Source organism: Bradyrhizobium sp. Y36 (assembly GCF_002531575.1).
GTDB lineage: Bacteria > Pseudomonadota > Alphaproteobacteria > Rhizobiales > Xanthobacteraceae > Bradyrhizobium.
This window is the reverse complement of sequence record NZ_NWTI01000028.1, coordinates 33,696-52,723: the sequence shown is the minus strand read 5'-3', so window position 1 is coordinate 52,723 and position 19,028 is coordinate 33,696. Positions and strand designations below refer to the sequence as shown.

The following is a 19,028-nucleotide window of genomic DNA, read 5'->3' as shown; positions in this document are numbered from 1 at the left end:
TCATTCCGGGGCTCGCGAAGCGAGAACCCGGAATCTCGCACAACAATCTCGAACTCCCGGGTTCGCGACTGCGTCGCGCCCCGGGATGACGGTGGGCAAAGATGATCTCCCCCACCCTCCCCGCCGAACTGAAAGCAGCCCTCGACGGCAAGCTGCAGGGCTTCTCCCGCACCGACGCGGCACAGCGCTCGCAGAAAATCTCGACGACTTACCGCGCCGGCGGCACCTCCGGCACGATCAAGTCCGAGGCTGATGCCCTCGCCTATGCGCTCGCGCGGATGCCCGCGACCTACGCGGCGGTCGCCGCGAGCCTGAACGCGCTGACGGAGATCGCGCCAAGCCTCGCTCCGGAAACGCTGCTCGACGTCGGCGCAGGGCCGGGCACCGCCAGCTGGGCCGCGGCCGAAGCCTTTCCTTCATTGCAGGACTTTACCCTGCTCGACGCCAACGCCACGCTGAGCCGGCTCGCGCTCGAACTGGCGCGCGACAGCTCGCGATTGGCGGAGTGCCGTTATCTGCCGGGCGATGCCGGCGGCAACCTCACTGAAGTCTCGCAAGCCGATCTTGTCGTCGCCAGCTACATCATCGGCGAACTCGGCGAGGCCGACCAACGCAAGCTCGCGGCAGCGATGTGGGCCAAAGCCCGCCAGGCGCTGCTCGTGATCGAGCCCGGCACGCCCGCCGGCTACGCCCGCATCCTCGCGCTGCGCCAACAGCTGGTCGCGGCTGGCGCCTACGTCGCCGCACCCTGCCCGCACGACAAGCCTTGCCCGCTCATCGCGCCCGACTGGTGCCATTTCAACCAGCGCCTGCCGCGCTCGCAGGCGCACCGGCAGATCAAGGGCGCCGAGGTGCCGTTCGAGGACGAGCGCTTCATCTACGTCGCCCTGACCCGCACGCCGCCGGCGACGCGCGCCGCCCGCGTGCTGGCGCCGCCGGATGTCGGCAAGGCCGAGATCACGGCGAAGCTCTGCACTGAGCAAAGCGTCGAGCTCGCCAAAGTCCCCCGCCGCGACAAGACCGCTTACGCAAGTGCCCGCCGCTGGCGCTGGGGCGATGCCGTCCTGTCCGAAAGTTAACGCCCGTTCACCGCTTTTGCCTTGAACGCGGATGGCGCCCGATCCGACCAAGTCTTACCTTTCCTCTGCGCCGGGGCTCTCGTCCTGCGCCAATCTGGTCTAACCTAGCCCGCCTTCTTCCCCCTTCAGGAGTTCTCCATGTCGACCGGCTGGATCGTTCTCGGCGTCATCGTCGTTCTCGCGCTGTTCGCCTTCAGCGCCTACAACCGCCTTGTGGCGCTCAGCCAGCGCGTCGGCCAGGCCTTTGCCGACATCGACGTGCAGCTCAAGCAGCGCCACGACCTCGTTCCGAACCTGGTCGAGACCGTGAAGGGCTATGCCTCGCATGAGCGCGGCACGCTGGACGACGTCATCAAGGCGCGCAATTCGGCGATGTCGGCGCAAGGTCCTTCGCAGGTATCCGCGGCCGAGAACCAGCTCTCCGGCGCGCTCGGCCGGCTGATCGCGCTGTCGGAGGCCTATCCCGACCTCAAGGCCAATGCCAATTTCCAGCAGCTCGCATCCGAGCTCTCCGACCTCGAGAACAAGATCGCGGCGAGCCGCCGCTTCTTCAACAACGCGGTCCAGGAATACAACACCGGCATCCAGCAGCTGCCTGCGGCCTTGTTCGCCGGCATGTTCGGCTTCACCAAAAAGGACTTCTTCGATCTCGGCGCGAGCCGTACCGAGGTCGAGGCTGCGCCGCAGGTGAAGTTCTGATCTGAGCTTGCACAACAGATGCTGTCATTCCGGGGCGATGCGCAGCATCGAACCCGGAATCTCATCGAGATCACCAATCTCTGGATTCCGGGTTCGGGCCTCCGGCCCGCCCCGAAATGACGGTGATTAAACGGAAGCAGCCATGGCCGCGTACGGTCTCTACACGCACATCGCCTCGAACAAGTTTCGTTCGATGCTGCTGCTCGCCGGCCTGTTCGCGCTGGTCTACGTGCTGGTCTATGCCGGCGCGCTGGTCGCCGAGGTCGTCATCAACGGCAACGGCACGGTCGCCTATTATCTGAGCCATGCCCTTCAGGACCTGAAGGTCGCCGCGCCCGTTGCGACGGTCGTGGCGGCGGTCTGGATCGTGATCGCCTATTTCTTCCACCAGTCGATGATCGATGCGGTGACCGGCGGACACGACGTCACAAGGCAGGAACAGCCGCGGCTCTACAATCTGCTCGAAAACCTCTGCATCTCGCGCGGCATCACCATGCCGAAGCTGAAGATCATGGAGAGCCCGGCGCTGAACGCGTTCGCGACCGGCCTCAATCCCCGGCAATATTCCATCACCGTCACCACAGGTCTCCTCGATGCCCTCGACGACAAGGAGATCGAGGCGGTGCTCGGCCACGAGCTGACCCACATCAAGAACGGCGACGTGCAGCTGATGGTGGTCGCCGTCATCATCGCCGGCGTGGTCGGCTTCTTCGGCGAATTGTTCTTCCGCCTGTTCACGAATTTCAGCTGGAGCTCCGGCTCCGGCGGCTCGTGGTCCTCGGGCTCCTCCTCGTCGTCGCGGTCGTCCTCGTCGTCGAGCGACAGCAAGAGTTCCGGCGGCGGTGCGGTGATCGTGATCATCATCGCCATCGTGCTGATCGTGGTGGCCTGGCTGCTGTCCCAGGTGGTCAAGCTCGCTCTGTCGCGGTCGCGCGAATATCTCGCCGACGCCGGCTCGGTCGAGCTGACGAAGGATCCCGACGCCATGATCTCGGCGCTGCGCAAGATCGAGAATCGCGGCGAGCTTCCCGGCGCGACCTCGGCGGTGATGGAGCTCTGCGTCGACAATCCTCGCGAGGGCTTTGCCGATCTGTTCGCAACCCACCCCTCGGTGCAGTCGCGGGTCGATGCCCTGGTCAAGTTTGCCGGCGGCCACGACCCCGGCCCGCTGCCGGACCTCGCCGAAGAGCCGGAGCAGCCCGAGGCGGACCAACCCGAGGCGCAAGCCACACCACGGGACGGCCCAGCGCCGTCGCCGCATGGCCCGTGGGACGATGCAAGCAGCACGGCCAGTCCGCCGCCCGTGCCCGCGCCAAGCCCTTCCGCAGCCCCGATAGGCAACCCCGCGGGAAACCCCATGGGTCCCTGGGGCCGGCACTGAGCCTCGCATTTGGCCGCGGTTCGTGGCGGGTTTCGCGGCGATTGGGAAAAACTTCGGGAATTGCCCTATCGACATGCCGAGGAATTGAATTCTCCCTTGTTTCTGCCATGTTCGCGCCCAACAGCAGACTCGGGACGTCCTGTGGGACATCGATTTGGGGCCCGGCCGATCGCGATCTCGCGGTCGGGGGCGCGCGTTAGGGGACAGCAATGGCAAAGCCGGCAGTGGTTGTGGTGGGCGCGGACAAGGGCGGGGTCGGCAAGACCACGGTGTCGCGCACCCTGCTCGATTATTTCTCAGCCAACAACGTGCCGACACGCGCCTTCGACACGGAGTCCCCGCGCGGAACCCTGAAGCGCTTCCACCCTGATATCACCGAGATCGTCGATATGACGACGACGGCCGATCAGATGAAGATCTTCGATACGCTCAACGCGACGAGCCCGTCGGTGACCGTGATCGACGTCCGCGCCGGCCTGCTCTCGCCGGCGCTGGCCTCGCTCCGCGATATCGGTTTCCTCGACGCGGCCAAGGCCGGCCAGATCACCTTCGCGGTGTTCCACATCCTCGGCCCCTCGATCGCCTCGCTGGACGAGATCGCCGAGACCGCGGGCTTCATGACCGGTGCGAAATATTTCCTGGTGAAGAACTTCATCAACGACACCCAGTTCTTCCAGTGGGACCAGGCGACCTACAATTCCTACTTCCACCGCATCAAGGACGCCACCGAGCTGACCATCCCCAAGCTCAACGAAATGGCCTATGAGCAGGTCGAAGTCTCCTCCGTTCCATTCCTGAAATTCGTCGCCAACAAGGGCATCAACGACGAGGCCGCGAACTACTCCTTCGTGCTGCGCGGCTATGTCCGGCACTGGCTGGCCAACGTCTGGAGCGAGTTCGACCGCATCCGCCTGACCGACATCGTGGGGTCGAAGTCCGTCACCCGCAACAGCGAAAAATAGTTGCGAAGTGCGGGCTGATACGGCTGGATTGGTCGCCAAGTTCGACGGATATAGCTGTCGATGCCCGCAACGCCCGTCTACATCATCTGCTCGCCCCGCCCGCAGGTCGGCAAGACCCTGCTGGCGCGGCTTTTGAGCGAATTCCTGCTGCTCAAGAACGGCAATGTCGCGGCCTTCGACGTCAATCTGAAAGAGCCCTCGCTGCTCGACTATCTGCCTGGGATCACCGAGACCGCCGACGTGATCGACACCTTCGGCAAGATGCAGCTGATGGACCGCGTCATCGTCGACGACGGACTCGCCAAGGTGATCGACCTCGGCTTCCATGCCTTCGACGAGTTTTTCAAGATGACCGACGAGATCGGCCTGCTCAAGGAAGCGGCGCGCCGCCATGTCGCGCCCCAGATCCTGTTCATCGCCGATACCGACCGCGTCTCGGCGCGCGCCCATGAGATGCTGCGCGGGCAGATCCCGCGCATGAACCTGATCACGGTGGACAACGAATTCGTCGTGCGCGGCGAGCTGCCGGCTGCGATGGCCGGCGGCCGGTTGTTTCGCCTCCCCGCACTGCCCGGCTTCCTCAAGACCTATGTCGACCGGCTCAACTTCTCCTTCACCCGCTACCTGCGCCAGGAAAAGGATTCGTCCACCGAGCTGCACCAATGGACCCGACGCAATTACCTCGCCTTCCGCGAGCTCGAGCTCAGCCTGATCCTGCAGCGGTCCTGAATATTTATACCCGGATAATATTGACTATGGACTGAAGCCGGCATAGTGAGGCGGGCATCGATCTCTCCTCAGCAAGGCCCGTCACCCGTGACCATCGACCGGAAAGCAGCAATCACCGCCTACAAGGAGCGCAAGACCATTGCCGGCATCTACGTCGTGCGCTGCGCGGCGTCGGGGCAGGCCTGGGTTGGTCAGGCGCCGAACCTGGAGACGATCCAGAACCGCATCTGGTTCTCGCTGCGCCAGGGCAGCCACACCTGCAGCAGCCTGCAGGCGACCTGGAATACGCAGGGCGAGGCCGGCTTGAGCTTCGGCGAATGCGAGCGTCTGGAGGACGAGGAGAGCGCCTATGTCAGGAACGCGCTCCTCAAGGAGCGCCTGCTGCATTGGCGGGACGAACTGAAGGCCGAGGCGATCTGACCGCCCCGGCGGTGGCTCAATGCCCTTCGAACGTCATCAGCGTGCGCACCGGCACGTCCATGGCACGCAGCTTGGCGGCGCCGCCGAGCTCGGGCAGATCGATGATGAAGCAGGCGGCGACAACGTTGGCGCCGATCTGGCGCAGCAGCTTCACCGCGCCCTCCGCGGTGCCACCGGTGGCAATGAGGTCGTCGACCAGGATCACGCGCTCCCCGGGCGCGATCGCGTCGACATGCATCTCCATCTCGTCGATGCCGTATTCGAGCGAATAGGCGATGCGCACGGTGGTGTGCGGCAGCTTGCCTTTCTTCCGGATCGGCACGAAGCCCGCAGAGAGCTGGTGCGCCACCGCGCCGCCGATGATGAAGCCCCTTGCCTCCATGCCGGCGACCTTGTCGATCTTGTTGCCGGCCCAGGGATTGACGAGCTCGTCGACCGCGCGGCGGAACGCACGCGCGTCCGCGAGCAAAGTCGTGATGTCGCGGAACATGATCCCCGGCTTGGGATAGTCGGGAATGGTGCGGACGCTCGCCTTGATGTCGTGGTCAAAGGTCATTCGTGCCTCTCAATTGCCCGGCGCATCCAGCCGGAACGCGTTCTCGACAATCTTCAAACCCACCTCGTTGCCGAGCGACATCAGCGATTCCGGGTGGAATTGCACGCCGGCGACCGGCAGGGTCTTGTGCTCCAGCGCCATGGCGACGCCGTCCTCGGTGCTGGCGGTGACGGCCAGAACCTCCGGCATGCTGTCGCGCTCGACGAACAGCGAGTGATAGCGGCCGATGACGATCTCGTTCGGCAGGTTGCGCATCAGGCGCCCGCCCCGCACCTGCACCCGCGAGGGGCGGCCATGGGCGGGATGGGTGAGCTGGCCGAGCTCGCCGCCGAAATATTCGCCGATCGCCTGTACGCCCAAGCAGACGCCGAACACCGGCAGCTTCTTCTCGAGCGCAGCATCGATCGTTGTCTTGATTCCGAAGTCCTCGGGACGCCCGGGACCGGGCGACAGCACCAGCAAGTCCCACGTCCGCTGCTTGAGCATGTCGAGCGCGTGCACGTAGCGGACCACGGTGACCTCGGCGCCGACCTGGCGGAAATAATCGGCCAGCATGTGCACGAAGCTGTCGTCGTGGTCGATCAGCAGCACCCGCTTGCCCGAGCCGGTCGCATCGGGCGCGAAGGTCGAGAGCGGCTTCGGCGGATCGCCGCGCAGCGCCTGGAACAGGGCGGCGGCCTTGACCTGGCATTCGCGGTCTTCGGCAGCCGGATCGGAATCGAACAGGCAGGTGGCGCCGACGCGCACTTCGGCGAGACCATCCTTCATGCGGATGGTGCGGATGGTGAGGCCGGTGTTGATGCTGCCGTCGAAGTTCACGGCGCCGATCGCGCCGGCATACCAGCGCCGCGGCGAGCGCTCGTGATCCTCGACGAACTGCATCGCCCAGAGCTTTGGCGCGCCGGTGACAGTCACCGCCCAGGCGTGGGTGAGGAAGGCATCGAGCGCGTCGAAGCCGGGGCGCAGCATGCCCTCGACATGGTCAACGGTGTGAAACAGTTTTGAGTAGGTCTCGATCTGCCGCCGCGCCAGCACCTTGATGGTGCCAGGCACGCACACGCGCGCCTTGTCGTTGCGGTCGACGTCGGTGCACATGTTGAGCTCGAACTCGTCCTTCTCCGAGTTCAGGAGCTGGCGGATCTGCTCGGCATCGCCGATCGCGTCGCTGCCGCGCGCGATCGTGCCCGAGATCGGGCAGGTCTCGACGCGGCGACCGTCCGAGCGCACGAACATTTCCGGAGAAGCCGAGACGAGAAACTCGCCCTCGCCGAGATTCATCAGCGCGCCATAGGGCGACGGATTGATGATGCAGAGCCGCTGAAACACTTCGGCCGGCGAACGATCGCAGGGCTCGGCGAACAGCTGGCCCGGCACGGCTTCGAACAGATCGCCGCGGGCGAACGCGGCGCGCGCGGTCTCGACGGTGGCCTGATATTCGCCGGGCGCGTGATCGGCAAAGCCCTGGCGCGGCGTCTTCAGATAGGGGCTCTCCGCAGTCTCGCGCGGCAGGCCAGCGGTGGATTTGCCCTTCCAGGCGAAGTCGTAAGAGAGCACCACGCCACGCCCGGTGGCGCGGTCATAGGCCAGCAGGCGATCGGGCACGTACAGCACGATGTCGCGCTGGTCCTGCTCGCGCGGGCGCTTCTGCACGAGGTCCTCGATCTGGAACACGAGGTCGTAGGCGAAGGCGCCGAACAGGCCGAGCAGTCCGTCGTCATTGGCGGAGAAGGCGGCGATGATGTCGCGCACCAGCGACATCACGCTGGCGCGCCGCGTGCGCTGGTCTTCCTCGACGGGCGCCTCGCCACGGACGATGTGGCCCGCAAGGCGCGTCGTCGTCGTCTCGGAGATCACGACGCAGGGCTCGCGCAGGACGTCGCCGAGGAACGCGATCAGCACCTCTCCGCGCGCGTTGAGCGCTTCGAGCTTGAAACTGACGCCCGTGGTCTCGAGCTTGAGCGGCGGATCGGAAAAGCCGAGGTCAAAGCTCTCGTAGCGGCCCGGCACGGTCGTGCCCGAGGAGAGCACCACACCGCGGCGGCGGTCGAGCAGGTTGATCAGGTCGTCGAGCCTGTTGGCCCCGCCGGTAAACTGCTCCGCCACGCGCGTGATCGCCAGACCCGCGCGGGTCGCGTACTCACTTCTGGCCGGGAGGGCAAAGACTGTCCTGTTCATGTGGTCCTCTTACGAAACTTGCCGAGGGAACGCCACACAGGACAAACGAAAAGGCCGCCGCACTGTGCAGGCGACCTCAGACGATTTGGGAAAGGAAAATCGCACCGGCCACCTCTTTAGGAGGTGCGCCACCAAAGACGGGCTGGGCGGGCTGCGGTGCTCATGGGGCGGATACTCACCATGGCCGGGGGGCGGCGTCAAGGGCCGCCATCTGCGAGGGTCGGCTTCGGACTATTGCTCGAGAGGGTCAGGCTCCCAGCCGAACCTGCTCTTCTTCCGATCCCATTTGAGGACAGAATAGCCGTCGCATTCCATGCACCCCCAAAGGACGAGCTTGCCGCGCTTGTCCGTCGAAAGAGCCGCGAACTGGCGGTTGGTACGTACAGCGTCGACAAAGCGCACCTTCGGCTGCTCGCCGTCCGGCTGATCGAGGATCAGCATGAACCTGCCCTTTGGGCCGGCACACTCCTGAAACACACCGACCACAGCGATTTGCTTCGAGGCGGAGCCGTCGAACCGCCCCTCGACGGCAAAGGACATGTCGGCCACCTTCATCACGTCGCCACCATTCTCGAACAGCAGCTCTTTGGGGATCAGGTCCTTGCGAAATTCCGTCGCCTTGCACCAGCTCTTGCGGATCTGGTTCGCGGGGATGCCGCGAACCTCAGCTGTGAACGGATGGAATTCAGCGATGACCCACCAGGCCTCTTTCTTGAGATCGCCATTCAGCGTGACGAAGGCTTGCTGTGCCGGCGCCTGAGCTAGCATCAGCATCAGCGCGCCAGCAGCAAGTACCGACCGAGCGATGGGATCAAGCGATCGGCGGGCGACAGACGGAATGGGCATGCGCTCGCTGCTCCTGCTCGGCCGTTCCAGCATCACCCGAGATGCTTCCTGAAAAACTCCGTCGCCCTCCCCCAGGCGAGCTCGGCGGCCTCACGGTCGTGCACGGCCTGGCGCTGCTCGTTGACGAAGGCATGCTCGGCATCATAGCGGAACAGCTCCAGCGACTTGCCGGCGGCCTTCATGGCCTTCTCGAAGCCGCCCACCAGCTCCGGCGTGCACCAATCGTCCTTGTTGGCGAAATGGGCCTGCAGCGGAATCTTGACGTCGGCGGGCTTGGCGGCCTGCTCCGGCGGGATGCCGTAGAACACGACGCCGGCGGCGAGCTCGGGCACATGCACCGATCCGATGATGGTGACGGCGCCGCCGAGGCAGAAGCCGGTCAGCCCGACCTTGGCGCCGTTGCGCGACAGATATTGCGCGGCGCCACGCACGGTCTGCGTGGTGGCGTCCATGAAGTCGAGCGAGTTCATTTCCTTGTTGGCGCTGTCCGTGTCGTGATACGGCACCACCTTACCCTTGTAGAGGTCGGGCGCCAGCGCATCGAAGCCGGCCAGCGCAAAGCGATCGCACAGGCCCTTGATCTGATCCGACAGGCCCCACCATTCCTGGATCACGACGACACCGGGCGCATTGCCGCGCGCCGCGTTGGCGAGATAGCCCGAGGCGTCCTTGCCGTCGGGACGTTTGAAGGTGATGGCGGTTCCCATGGTGTCCTCCGATGAGTTTCTGGGGAGCGATTGGCGGTATCTTCGCCGGTGCGGGCACGCGGCGCAATCCACACTGTCGTCATTCCGGGGCGCGCGATAGCGCGAACCCGGAATCCATCGGGCGGCAGAGTCGGTCGCTGAATGGATTCCGGGCTCGATGCTGCGCATCGCCCCGGAATGACGGCGACAAAAAAGCCCCCTTGCGGGGGCTTTTTCATTTTTCGTCGCGTCAGGCGCCCGCTCAGTGCGAGTCGGCCCAGACCTTTTTCTTGGTGAAGTACATCAGGCCCGCGAACAGGATCAGGAACACGAACACCTGGAATCCGAGGCGCTTGCGCGCTTCCATGTGCGGCTCGGCCGTCCACATCAGGAACGTGGTGACGTCCTTGGAGTACTGCGCGACCGTGGTCGGCGAGCCGTCGTCATAGGTCACCTGGCCGTCGCTGAGCGGCTTCGGCATCTTGATGGCGTGGCCTGGGAAGTACTTGTTGTAGTACGAGCCTTCCGGGATCGTCACACCCTCGGGGACGTGATCGTCAAATCCCTGAAGCACCGCCGAGACGTAGTCTGGGCCCTGCTCCTGGTACTGGGTGAAGAAGTCGAAGATGAACCAGGGGAAGCCGCGGCCATAGGAGCGCGCCTTGGTGATCAGCGACAGATCGGGCGGCGCCGCACCGCCGTTCGCCGCACGGGCCGCCTGCTCGTTCGGGAATGGCGAGGGGAAATAGTCGGCCGGCCGGCCGGGGCGCTCGAACATGTCACCCGCATCGTTCGGGCCGTCCTTGACCTTGTACTCGGACGCGAACGCCGCCGCCTGCGCCACGGAATAGCCGGGGCCGCCGGCTTCGGCGAGGTTGCGGAAGGCGACGTAGGACAGGCCGTGGCAGCTGGCGCAGACTTCCTTGTAGACCTTCAGGCCGCGCTGCAGCGCGCCCCGGTCGAACTTGCCGAAGGGACCGGAGAACGACCATTTGTTGCCCGGCGGCTTGTCGCTGCCTTCGGAGGCGCGGGCGTCCTGCAGGCTGCCGAGGAACAGCGCGCCGGCGGCGACGAGCGCGATCGCGACGGAGGCGACGGCCTTGCCGCTCTTGGCGAGAATCGCCTCCGAGATCGAGTTCGGCACCGGCCGCGGCTTCTCGATACGCGAGAGCAGCGGAAGCACGATCAGGAAGTAAGCGAAGTAGCAGACCGTCAGGACCCGGCCGGCGATCACGTAGATGCCTTCCGGCGGCTGCGCGCCGAGATAGCCGAGCAGGATGCAGACCACGACGAATATCCAGAAGAACTGCTTGGCCAGCGGGCGGTACTTCGACGACCTGGTCCTGGCAGCGTCGAGCCAGGGCAGGAAGCACAGCACGATGATCGCCGAGAACATCCCGATGACGCCCGCGAGCTTGTTCGGGATCGAGCGCAGGATCGCGTAGAACGGCAGGTAATACCATTCCGGCACGATGTGCGGCGGCGTCACGCCCGGGTTCGCCGGAATGTAGTTGTCGGCGTCGCCGAGATAGTTCGGCATGTAGAAGATGAACCAGGCGTAGAGCAGCAGGAAGCAGGCAACGCCGAAACCGTCCTTGATGGTCGCATGCGGCGTGAACGGCACCGTGTCCTTTTCCGTCTTCGGCTCGACGCCGTCAGGATTGTTCTGGCCGGCAACGTGCAGCGCCCAGACGTGGAGCACGACGACGCCCGCGATCAGGAACGGCAGCAGATAGTGCAGCGAGAAGAAGCGGTTCAGCGTCGGGTTGCCGACCGAATAGCCGCCCCAGAGCAGCGTCACAATGCTCTCGCCGAAATAGGGAATGGCGGAGAACAGATTGGTGATGACGGTGGCGCCCCAGAAGCTCATCTGGCCCCAGGGGAGCACATAGCCCATGAAGCCGGTCGCCATCATCAGGAGGTAGATGATGACGCCGAGGATCCACAGCACCTCGCGCGGCTCCTTGTAGGAGCCGTAATAGAGGCCGCGCAGCATGTGGACGTAGACCGCGAAGAAGAACATCGACGCGCCGCAGGCGTGCATGTTGCGCAGCAGCCAGCCGTAGTTCACGTCACGAACGATCAGCTCGACCGACTTGAAGGCGAGATCGGCATGCGGCGTATAGTGCATCGCCAGGATCACGCCAGTCAGGATCTGCATCCCCAGCATGAAGGAGAGGATGGCGCCGAAGGTCCACCAATAGTTCAGGTTACGCGGGGTGGGATAGACGACGAAGGAGGAGTGCATGAGGCCGAGGATCGGCAGGCGCCGCTCGATCCATTGCAGGGCCGGATTGCTCGGCTGGTAGTCGGATGGTCCGCTCATGATGCGATCCTGAGGAAATAATACGACGAGACGGCGCGAAGCTTCGGATGAAGATCCGAAGCTCAGCCGATCTGGATTTTGGTGTCGGAAACGAACTGGTACGGCGGCACAGGCAGGTTCGCGGGCGCGGGCCCCTGGCGGATGCGGCCGGACGAATCGTACTGCGAACCATGGCAGGGGCAGAAGAACCCGTCGTAATTGCCTTCATGGGCGATCGGGATGCAGCCGAGATGGGTGCAGATGCCGATCACGACCAGCCATTGCTCGTGGCCCGACTTGACCCGGGCCTCGTCGGTCTCCGGATCGGGCAGGCTCGCCACGTTGACGCCGCGCGCCTCGTCGATCTGCTTCTTGGTGCGGTGGCTGATGTAGATCGGCTTGCCACGCCAGAACACCTTGATGTCCTGGCCCTCGGCGACCGGGCTGAGATCGACCTCGATCGGCGCACCGGCGGCGATGGTCGACGCGTCAGGATTCATTTGGGAGATGAAGGGCCAGAGCGCAGCCGCGCCCCCTACTGCTGCAGCTGCCCCGGTTGCAACGAATAAGAAATCACGGCGTGTCGGATGGTCCGCCGAAGACGCTGTCGTCACGATTCCAACCCTTTCTTCTTACGCAGCCGGCAGAACCGCTCCAAGGGGCACCCATGAGGTCCCCGGAAAGGCTGCCGGCGCCCGCGGCCCCCCGCGGCGGCAGAACTTCGCTCATTCGCCTCTAAACAGGCGAAACAGCAGTCCAGAATCGTTCTATTGGCACCCTTGCCGGGCGAGCGCAAGCCCGCTATCGGCGCGGGAGCGTGCCATGCACGAATTCCCGGGCAGGCGATGTTTTATTGAGACATTTCCGCCCTGCAACCAACCCGTCAGCCGCGATGCAGATAGCGCTTTTCCAGCCCGACATCCCTCAGAACACCGGCACGATTCTCAGGCTCTGTGCCTGCCTGGGACTCGCCGCCCATATCATCGAACCGGCAGGGTTCCCGGTCTCCGACCGCGCGTTCCGCCGGGCGGGAATGGATTACCTCGACCATGTCAGCATCCTCAGGCATGACTCCTGGCTGAAATTCGAGGAGTGGCGCGCCGGCCATGGCTACCGCCTGCTGCTGTTCACCACCAAGGCCGCCACCGACTATCGCGATTTCCGTTACCAGACGTCGGACATCCTGCTATTCGGGCGCGAGAGCGCCGGCGTCACCGACGCGGTGGTCGAGGCCGCGGATGCGCGGCTGGTGATCCCGATCAGGGCCGGGCTGCGCTCGCTCAATGTCGCCATGTCGGCGGCCATGGCCGCAGGCGAGGCGCTGCGGCAGATCCGGAACTCGCAAGGCTGACAGGTTGAGGAGAGACCATTGAGTTACGCGGTCAAGGAAATCTTCCTGACCCTGCAAGGCGAAGGCGCCCATGCCGGGCGCGCCTCCGTGTTCTGCCGCTTTGCCGGCTGCAACCTCTGGAGCGGGCGCGAGGCCGACCGCCTCGAGGCCACTTGCAAGTTCTGCGACACGGATTTCGTCGGGACCGACGGCACGCTCGGCGGCCGCTACGGCACCGCCGCGGAGCTCGCCGATATCATCGCCGCGCAGTGGACGGCCTCGGACGCCAACCGCTACGTGGTGCTCACCGGCGGCGAGCCGCTGCTCCAGGTCGACACGGCCTTGATCGACGCGCTCCACGCCCATGGCTTCGAGATCGGTGTCGAGACCAACGGCACCATCGCCGCGCCCGATGGCCTCGACTGGATCTGCGTCAGCCCCAAGGGCGGCAGCGAGCTGGTGCTGCGTCAGGGCCATGAGCTGAAGCTGGTGTATCCACAGGCCCTCGCCGCGCCCGAGACGTTCGAGCAACTCGCCTTCGAGCGCTTCTCGCTGCAGCCGATGGACGGCCCCGACGTGATCGAGAACACCGCGCGCGCAATCGACTATTGCCTGCGCCATCCGCAATGGCGGCTCAGCGTGCAGACGCACAAATCGCTCGGCATCAGATAGGGACAGGCTTTGTAGGGTGGGCAAAGCGGAGCGTGCCCACCTTTCAAGATCACGCTAAGAGACGTGGGCACGGCGCAAGGGCGCCTTTGCCCACCCTACGGCACACTCGCTTGGTGAGCGACCGGGAATGACAATGGACATGTCGACGATCGAAGACCGCAAGACCCGCGCCCGCGCCTGGTTCGAGGCCTTGCGCGACGACATCTGCGCGAGCTTCGAGAAGCTCGAGGACGACGCCCCGCAAAGCCTCTATCCGGGCGAGGCCGGCCGCTTCAAGCGCACGCCCTGGCAGCGCACCGATCATACCGGCGCGCCCGGCGGCGGCGGGGTGATGTCGATGATGTCGGGCCGCCTGTTCGAGAAGGTCGGCGTGCACTGCTCGACCGTGCACGGCGAGTTCGCGCCGGAATTTCGGGCCCAGATCCCAGGCGCCGCGGACGATCCGAGATTCTGGGCCTCCGGCATCTCGCTGATCGCGCATATGCGCAATCCGAACGTGCCCGCCGTGCACATGAACACGCGCTTCGTCGTCACCACCAAAGCCTGGTTCGGCGGCGGCGCCGACCTCACGCCGGTGCTCGACCGACGGCGCACGCAGGAGGATGCCGACAGCATCGCCTTCCACGCCGCGATGAAAGAGGCCTGCACCGGTCCGAACGGCGTCGCCGACTACGACAAGTACAAGAAATGGTGCGACGAGTATTTCTACCTGCCGCACCGGAAAGAGGCGCGCGGCATCGGCGGCATCTTCTACGACTGGCACGACAGCGGCGACTGGGAGGCCGACCTCGCCTTCACCCAGGACGTCGGGCGCGCCTTCCTGAAGATCTACCCCGAGATCGTCAGGCGCAATTTCGAAAGCGCCTGGACCGCCGCCGACCGCGAGGAGCAGTTGATCCGGCGCGGCCGCTATGTCGAATTCAACCTGCTCTATGATCGCGGCACCATTTTCGGGCTCAAGACCGGCGGCAATGTCGACTCGATCCTGTCGTCGATGCCGCCCGAGGTGAAATGGCCGTGACGACGACGAAGCCCGCCTCGAGGCCCCTGCCCCGCGCCATGCTGATCGACATGGACGACACCATCCTGTCCGCCTATGGCCGGCCCGAGATCGCCTGGAACACGATCGCGAGGGAGTTCGCCGACGAGCTTGCGCCGCTGCCGCCCGAGCTGGTCGCAACGACCGTCCTCGCCTTCGCGCGAAACTTCTGGGCGAATGCGGAAGCTGCCTGGCGGATGAGGCTTGCCGAGGCGCGGCACCTCACCGTCAAGGGCGGCTTTGCCGCGCTCGCCGCCGCCGGCCATCGCGCCCTGCCCGACGACCTCGCCATTCGCCTCGCCGACCGCTTCACCGCCTATCGCGAGGAGGAGATGTTCGTGTTCCCCGGCGCGCACGAGGCGATCGATCAATTGAGGGCGCTCGGCATCAAGCTCGCGCTGGTCACCAACGGCGCCGCCGACATGCAGCGCGCCAAGGTCGAGCGCTTCGAGCTGGCGCACCGCTTCCACCACATCCAGATCGAGGGCGAGCACGGCTTCGGCAAACCCGAGGAGCGCGCCTATCTGCACGCGATGGAGGCGCTCGGCGTCACGCCCGCGGATACCTGGATGATCGGCGACAATCTGGAATGGGAAGTCGTGACGCCGCAGCGCCTCGGCATCTACGCGATCTGGATCGACGTACATGGCGAGGGCCTGCCCGAAGGCTCGACGATCAAGCCCGACCGCATCATCCGCTCGCTGACCGAGCTGGTGCCGGGCCGGCCTCGAGCAGGGCAAGAAGCAAAAAATTGAAAAACAACCCCATGCACAGTAGACGGCCCCTGCAAGATCAAGCACTTGCGGATTTTTCGAATAGCCTTCGGGTCCGTCGGGCAAAACAGGGGTATGATGCCATCGTCGAAACTTGCGACGGACGCATTCTTGCCTGAGCCACAGCCACCCGCTGAGCGAGCTTTGCCCGCGCGATTTCCGGCAGCCCACCTGCCTCACCTGACGTGAAATGCTTCACAAGCCGCGATCCGGGATTGCGGTAGCCTTTCCGCCATGGGGCGTGGTGAATTGGAGGCGACAATGGAGCAAGACGTTCCGAAGCAAGCAGCGCGCGCACAACCGACGCCCGACGCGCCGGGTGTCTGGCAGCGAATCCAGGTCTGGGACAGCCGCCTGTCGGTCACCAAGGGCCTGACGGCCGTTACCCTGCTAACCGGGCTGGTCGGCGGTTACTTCCAGTACATGAGCTCCTACGACCAGAAGATGGGCGAGCAGGCCAAGTCCGACATGGACATGGCGACGCGAACCTTCCTGGAGATTTCGGACGCTTTCGCCGAGGTGCAGACGCAGCAGGAGACCATGCTGCCCGAACAGTTCGGCTCGCTGAAGGCGCAGGCAAGTCCGGCCTTCATCCCGGTCGACACCAAGGCGCTCGAGACATTCTCGGACTATTGGAAGGCCCGCACGGCCCTGCGGCGGAACGGCACCATCTTCGCACGCAAGGCAGAGATCTACATCGACTGGCCCAGCGATCTCGGGCGCGATGCGACTTCGGAGCACACGCTTGACCAGGATCCACTGACGGCGACGCTGCTCACGAAGTACAATTTCGATTGCGATGCCGAGGCCAACCTCCCGCAGTTCAGAGGCGCCATCTACAACGGAGGCGAGGCGAAGCGTCCCAGCGAGGAGCTCTGCAACGACCCGACAGCCAATGGGCTGAAATCCTATGTCGATCTCTGTGCCCGGCGCGCCGACGGCGAGATCGATCCGCTGCAGAAGGTCGTGACCATCAACTGGTGGAGCGCCAAGCACCACGTCCTGGTGATGCACCACTGCTTCGAGGTGTTGCGGGGCCAGTTGAACCCGCTGCAAGCCCAGGCGATGGGTGGCGACGATCGCAAGCTCGACGCCACGAAGCCGCACGACAGCAGCGAGCGCAGGTTGCAGCTTCAGGCCCGACGGCTCGACGCGTTCATGACGCTGACCATGTCGCAGCTGGACCGGATCAGGGTGCGATACCGCCCGACCGGATTCGTCTGCCATGTTCCGCTCGTTCGTGGCGCCGTCGGCTATTTCAGCAATCAGTGCCTGCCAAACCAGCCGATCGTGAGCGAGCGTACCTAAGACGGCATCACCACTCCGCACCGGATTCTTTCGCCGGCCGGCGTAACGTTCCCGCAGCCTCCCACGTAGATGACCCTGCGGGCGCCTTTCAGCGCCCGCGGCAGATTTTGGGAAGGCGCAAGCGAAGGCACGGCATCATGAGTGGAGCATTGAGCATCCGGAAAGCCCAGGCGAGCGACTATGCCGCCGTGCGCAGCCTCGCGGACGCATTGGCGACTCATATCGAGGAACCACCACCCCCTCTGACGATGGACCGCTATGTCGCATTCTATATCCGCGAGCATGCGCCGGTGCACCTTTTCGTCGCGCTGCTCGAAGATCGCGTTGTCGGCATGATCGCATGGATCCTGACCCACGAGCTCTACAGCGCTCGGGCCGGCATGTATATCAGCGACATTGCGGTACATGCCGACGCGCGCCGGCAGGGCGTCGGCAGCGCTCTGATGACGAAGGCAAAGGAATGGGCCGCCGATCACGGCGTCACCAGGCTCGGCTGGGATGTCTGGAAGCACAACGCGTCGGCCATGCAATTCTACGCGCGCCTGGGCGCGGCCCCCGACACCGAGGCCGTGCCGCATCTTCTGCGGCTGACGAACAGCTAGCTTCATCAAGACCGATCGTGAGGGGCGACCTTATCCGCTGCTGCGAATGCGGCGGGAGATGCTTCACGATCTCCCCTGATCTGCCCCCAACCGCAGAATTCCTCGCACGACCGGCGTGATCAGGGTGTCATGACCGCTTGCTAGGTTCCTTCCGGGTCGATCATTCGAAAGGAGCACGCCATGGACTTGAAAGCCGGCGACGTCGTGATGCTGAAATCCGGCGGCCAGCCGCTGACGGTTGCGGAAGTCAAGCAGGATGAGGCGCTCTGCCTCTGGATGGGTATGGAGGGCGACCTGTTCCGCGAGACGCTGCCGCTCGCCGTGCTGGTGCAAGTGGAAGAGGAAGAGGAAGAGGATGAGGATGAAGACGAGGAGGACGACGAGGACGAAGAATAGGCACGCCCGAGACCGCATCCGAGTCGGAATGGTGTGCCCATTCGCGCGGCTGATGTCCGCTTCTCTGCCCAATGCGGCGAAGCAGCGGACACATTGCTGCATGTCGCAGCGTGCCGCAAGCGGACGCGAGCGCTAGTGCCGCGGCGTTCGTCCGCGGATGCGGTCGAAGCCCTGCTTGATCGCTGCGAAGCGCTTGTCGATGAAGGGTTCGTGCTCGGTATCGGTGAAGATGTAGGGCCAGTCGTTTTCGATGGCCTCGCAAACCAGTTCGCCCACATAGAGTGGGTCAATGCCGTTGTTGACCCGTTGCCGCAACGCCTTGATGAACTCGGCGCGGGGCCCCTCGTTCGGCGGAGGATTGCCGACAGCCCCGGCAAATCGCTGCGGCACATTGCGCCGGGAGCTCATGATCTGCGTGCGGATGATGCCCGGACACAGAACGGATACCCCGATCTTCCTCGGCGCGAGCGCGCTACGCATCCCCTCGGACAACGCCACCACGCCATATTTGCTCACATCGTACGCCGGACTTGGCCCCGCAATCAGTCCGGAGACGGAGGCCGTGGAAACGACCTGCCCTCCTTCGCCATGCGCTTCGATCAGCGGGCCGAAGATCTCGAAGCCCCAGATCACCGACATCAGGTTGACGCCGAGCACCCAGTTCCAGCCCGCATCCGTCCACTCGCCATAGGGTCCGCCGCCGCCCACGCCCGCATTGTTGACCAGGATGTGGATCTTGCCATAACGCGCGACGGTCGCGTCCGCTGCCGCCTGAAGCTCGGCTTTCAGCGAGACGTCGGCTCTCACGCCATCGACATCGACGTTGGTCCGTGTCTTCAGGTCCGCGACCGCCTTGTTCAACGCCTCTTCCTCGATATCGCAGAGCGTGACCTTCACCCCCGCCTGTGACAGCGCGGTCGCGATCCCCAGTCCGATTCCCGAGGCGGCGCCTGTCACGAATGCGGTCCGTCCAGCCAAGTCCCTCATGCGCTGTCCTCCCTCGTTTGCACTGAACGATCGCCCTGCCCGGCTGTGCCGGCGAGTGCGCGTTGGACCCGCGTCGTTCAGAT

At 64.8% G+C, this 19,028-nt stretch carries 19 protein-coding genes and 1 pseudogene; 13 read left to right on the top strand and 7 right to left on the bottom strand.

All coding sequences use genetic code 11. From position 1 onward, the window contains the following. The first annotated feature begins 101 nt into the window (after positions 1-101). The 6 genes from CO669_RS32035 (at position 102) to CO669_RS32010 (ending at position 5,270) form a co-directional block, all read left to right on the top strand. Positions 102-1,079: a small ribosomal subunit Rsm22 family protein gene (locus CO669_RS32035; RefSeq protein WP_097666169.1), complete on the top strand. Its 978-nt coding sequence runs from the start codon at positions 102-104 to the stop codon at positions 1,077-1,079. Positions 1,080-1,217: 138 nt separating this feature from the next. Further along, entirely contained in the window at positions 1,218-1,778 is a 561-nt protein-coding gene (locus tag CO669_RS32030) for a LemA family protein (protein ID WP_097666167.1), read from the top strand. 142 nt (positions 1,779-1,920) lie between these two features. Continuing rightward, positions 1,921-3,159, top strand: coding sequence for a M48 family metallopeptidase (locus CO669_RS32025; RefSeq protein WP_097666165.1), 1,239 nt, complete (start codon positions 1,921-1,923; stop codon positions 3,157-3,159). A gap of 209 nt (positions 3,160-3,368) precedes the next feature. Beyond that, on the top strand, positions 3,369-4,121 hold the full coding sequence (locus CO669_RS32020; RefSeq protein WP_063196576.1) for a P-loop NTPase family protein: 753 nt from the start codon (positions 3,369-3,371) through the stop codon (positions 4,119-4,121). 60 nt (positions 4,122-4,181) lie between these two features. Then, positions 4,182-4,850: a hypothetical protein gene (locus CO669_RS32015; RefSeq protein WP_097666163.1), complete on the top strand. Its 669-nt coding sequence runs from the start codon at positions 4,182-4,184 to the stop codon at positions 4,848-4,850. An 87-nt stretch (positions 4,851-4,937) separates the two neighbouring features. Continuing rightward, the gene (locus CO669_RS32010) at positions 4,938-5,270 is read left to right on the top strand and encodes a GIY-YIG nuclease family protein (protein ID WP_097666161.1); all 333 of its coding nucleotides are present in this window, start codon (positions 4,938-4,940) and stop codon (positions 5,268-5,270) included. A 16-nt stretch (positions 5,271-5,286) separates the two neighbouring features. On the opposite strand, the gene CO669_RS32005 is transcribed toward CO669_RS32010, so the two are convergent. The 6 genes from CO669_RS32005 to petA all read right to left on the bottom strand — a co-directional run bounded on the left by CO669_RS32005 (position 5,287) and on the right by petA (position 12,452). Further along, entirely contained in the window at positions 5,287-5,826 is a 540-nt protein-coding gene (locus tag CO669_RS32005) for an adenine phosphoribosyltransferase (RefSeq protein WP_063196579.1), read from the bottom strand. Positions 5,827-5,835: 9 nt separating this feature from the next. Continuing rightward, the gene (locus tag CO669_RS32000; RefSeq protein WP_097666159.1) at positions 5,836-8,001 is read right to left on the bottom strand and encodes an anthranilate synthase component I; all 2,166 of its coding nucleotides are present in this window, start codon (positions 7,999-8,001) and stop codon (positions 5,836-5,838) included. A gap of 231 nt (positions 8,002-8,232) precedes the next feature. Next, entirely contained in the window at positions 8,233-8,847 is a 615-nt protein-coding gene (locus tag CO669_RS31995; RefSeq protein ID WP_245444609.1) for a hypothetical protein, read from the bottom strand. 32 nt (positions 8,848-8,879) lie between these two features. Then, a complete protein-coding gene (locus CO669_RS31990) occupies positions 8,880-9,554 on the bottom strand; it encodes a dienelactone hydrolase family protein (RefSeq protein WP_095426928.1) in 675 nt (224 codons plus the stop codon). A 241-nt stretch (positions 9,555-9,795) separates the two neighbouring features. Further along, positions 9,796-11,859, bottom strand: a complete 2,064-nt coding sequence (fbcH, locus tag CO669_RS31985; RefSeq protein WP_097666155.1) for a cytochrome b/c1 — start codon at positions 11,857-11,859, stop codon at positions 9,796-9,798. Positions 11,860-11,921: 62 nt separating this feature from the next. Continuing rightward, the gene (gene petA / locus CO669_RS31980; protein ID WP_097666153.1) at positions 11,922-12,452 is read right to left on the bottom strand and encodes a ubiquinol-cytochrome c reductase iron-sulfur subunit; all 531 of its coding nucleotides are present in this window, start codon (positions 12,450-12,452) and stop codon (positions 11,922-11,924) included. Between the two features lie 278 nt (positions 12,453-12,730). Here petA and CO669_RS31975 point away from each other — a divergent pair, with 278 nt between their 5' ends. From CO669_RS31975 to CO669_RS31945, 7 genes and pseudogenes are all read left to right on the top strand, one after another. After that, a complete protein-coding gene (locus CO669_RS31975) occupies positions 12,731-13,189 on the top strand; it encodes a tRNA (cytidine(34)-2'-O)-methyltransferase (protein WP_097666151.1) in 459 nt (152 codons plus the stop codon). Between the two features lie 18 nt (positions 13,190-13,207). Further along, entirely contained in the window at positions 13,208-13,840 is a 633-nt protein-coding gene (queE, locus tag CO669_RS31970; protein ID WP_097666148.1) for a 7-carboxy-7-deazaguanine synthase, read from the top strand. A gap of 223 nt (positions 13,841-14,063) precedes the next feature. After that, a pseudogene (gene hemF, locus CO669_RS31965) lies at positions 14,064-14,861 on the top strand (oxygen-dependent coproporphyrinogen oxidase); the annotation flags it as partial. After that, entirely contained in the window at positions 14,852-15,634 is a 783-nt protein-coding gene (locus CO669_RS31960) for an HAD family hydrolase (RefSeq protein WP_097666144.1), read from the top strand. The pseudogene hemF and the gene CO669_RS31960, both read left to right, overlap by 10 nt. Before the next feature lie 279 nt (positions 15,635-15,913). After that, positions 15,914-16,960: a hypothetical protein gene (locus CO669_RS31955; protein WP_097666142.1), complete on the top strand. Its 1,047-nt coding sequence runs from the start codon at positions 15,914-15,916 to the stop codon at positions 16,958-16,960. Positions 16,961-17,097: 137 nt separating this feature from the next. Next, the gene (locus CO669_RS31950) at positions 17,098-17,562 is read left to right on the top strand and encodes a GNAT family N-acetyltransferase (RefSeq protein WP_097666140.1); all 465 of its coding nucleotides are present in this window, start codon (positions 17,098-17,100) and stop codon (positions 17,560-17,562) included. A 180-nt stretch (positions 17,563-17,742) separates the two neighbouring features. Further along, positions 17,743-17,958 (top strand): YodC family protein, encoded by a 216-nt coding sequence (locus tag CO669_RS31945; protein ID WP_097666138.1) that lies wholly within the window; start codon positions 17,743-17,745, stop codon positions 17,956-17,958. 132 nt (positions 17,959-18,090) lie between these two features. Here the strand turns inward: CO669_RS31945 and CO669_RS31940 are convergent, their stop codons facing one another. After that, positions 18,091-18,915 carry an SDR family NAD(P)-dependent oxidoreductase gene (locus CO669_RS31940; RefSeq protein WP_245444607.1) on the bottom strand — a complete coding sequence of 275 codons (825 nt, stop codon included), beginning with the start codon at positions 18,913-18,915 and terminating at the stop codon, positions 18,091-18,093. Positions 18,916-19,028 lie beyond the last annotated feature (113 nt).

What these genes read in the sequence shown, in the direction of transcription:
- CO669_RS32035 (WP_097666169.1), top strand. Translation starts at nt 102, where the DNA reads ATGATCTCCCCCACCCTCCCCGCCGAACTGAAAGCAGCCCTCGACGGC.
- CO669_RS32030 (WP_097666167.1), top strand. Translation starts at nt 1,218, where the DNA reads ATGTCGACCGGCTGGATCGTTCTCGGCGTCATCGTCGTTCTCGCGCTG.
- CO669_RS32025 (WP_097666165.1), top strand. Translation starts at nt 1,921, where the DNA reads ATGGCCGCGTACGGTCTCTACACGCACATCGCCTCGAACAAGTTTCGT.
- CO669_RS32020 (WP_063196576.1), top strand. Translation starts at nt 3,369, where the DNA reads ATGGCAAAGCCGGCAGTGGTTGTGGTGGGCGCGGACAAGGGCGGGGTC.
- CO669_RS32015 (WP_097666163.1), top strand. Translation starts at nt 4,182, where the DNA reads ATGCCCGCAACGCCCGTCTACATCATCTGCTCGCCCCGCCCGCAGGTC.
- CO669_RS32005 (WP_063196579.1), bottom strand. Translation starts at nt 5,826, where the DNA reads ATGACCTTTGACCACGACATCAAGGCGAGCGTCCGCACCATTCCCGAC.
- CO669_RS32000 (WP_097666159.1), bottom strand. Translation starts at nt 8,001, where the DNA reads ATGAACAGGACAGTCTTTGCCCTCCCGGCCAGAAGTGAGTACGCGACC.
- CO669_RS31995 (WP_245444609.1), bottom strand. Translation starts at nt 8,847, where the DNA reads ATGCCCATTCCGTCTGTCGCCCGCCGATCGCTTGATCCCATCGCTCGG.
- CO669_RS31990 (WP_095426928.1), bottom strand. Translation starts at nt 9,554, where the DNA reads ATGGGAACCGCCATCACCTTCAAACGTCCCGACGGCAAGGACGCCTCG.
- fbcH (WP_097666155.1), bottom strand. Translation starts at nt 11,859, where the DNA reads ATGAGCGGACCATCCGACTACCAGCCGAGCAATCCGGCCCTGCAATGG.
- CO669_RS31975 (WP_097666151.1), top strand. Translation starts at nt 12,731, where the DNA reads ATGCAGATAGCGCTTTTCCAGCCCGACATCCCTCAGAACACCGGCACG.
- CO669_RS31960 (WP_097666144.1), top strand. Translation starts at nt 14,852, where the DNA reads ATGGCCGTGACGACGACGAAGCCCGCCTCGAGGCCCCTGCCCCGCGCC.
- CO669_RS31955 (WP_097666142.1), top strand. Translation starts at nt 15,914, where the DNA reads ATGGAGCAAGACGTTCCGAAGCAAGCAGCGCGCGCACAACCGACGCCC.
- CO669_RS31950 (WP_097666140.1), top strand. Translation starts at nt 17,098, where the DNA reads ATGAGTGGAGCATTGAGCATCCGGAAAGCCCAGGCGAGCGACTATGCC.
- CO669_RS31945 (WP_097666138.1), top strand. Translation starts at nt 17,743, where the DNA reads ATGGACTTGAAAGCCGGCGACGTCGTGATGCTGAAATCCGGCGGCCAG.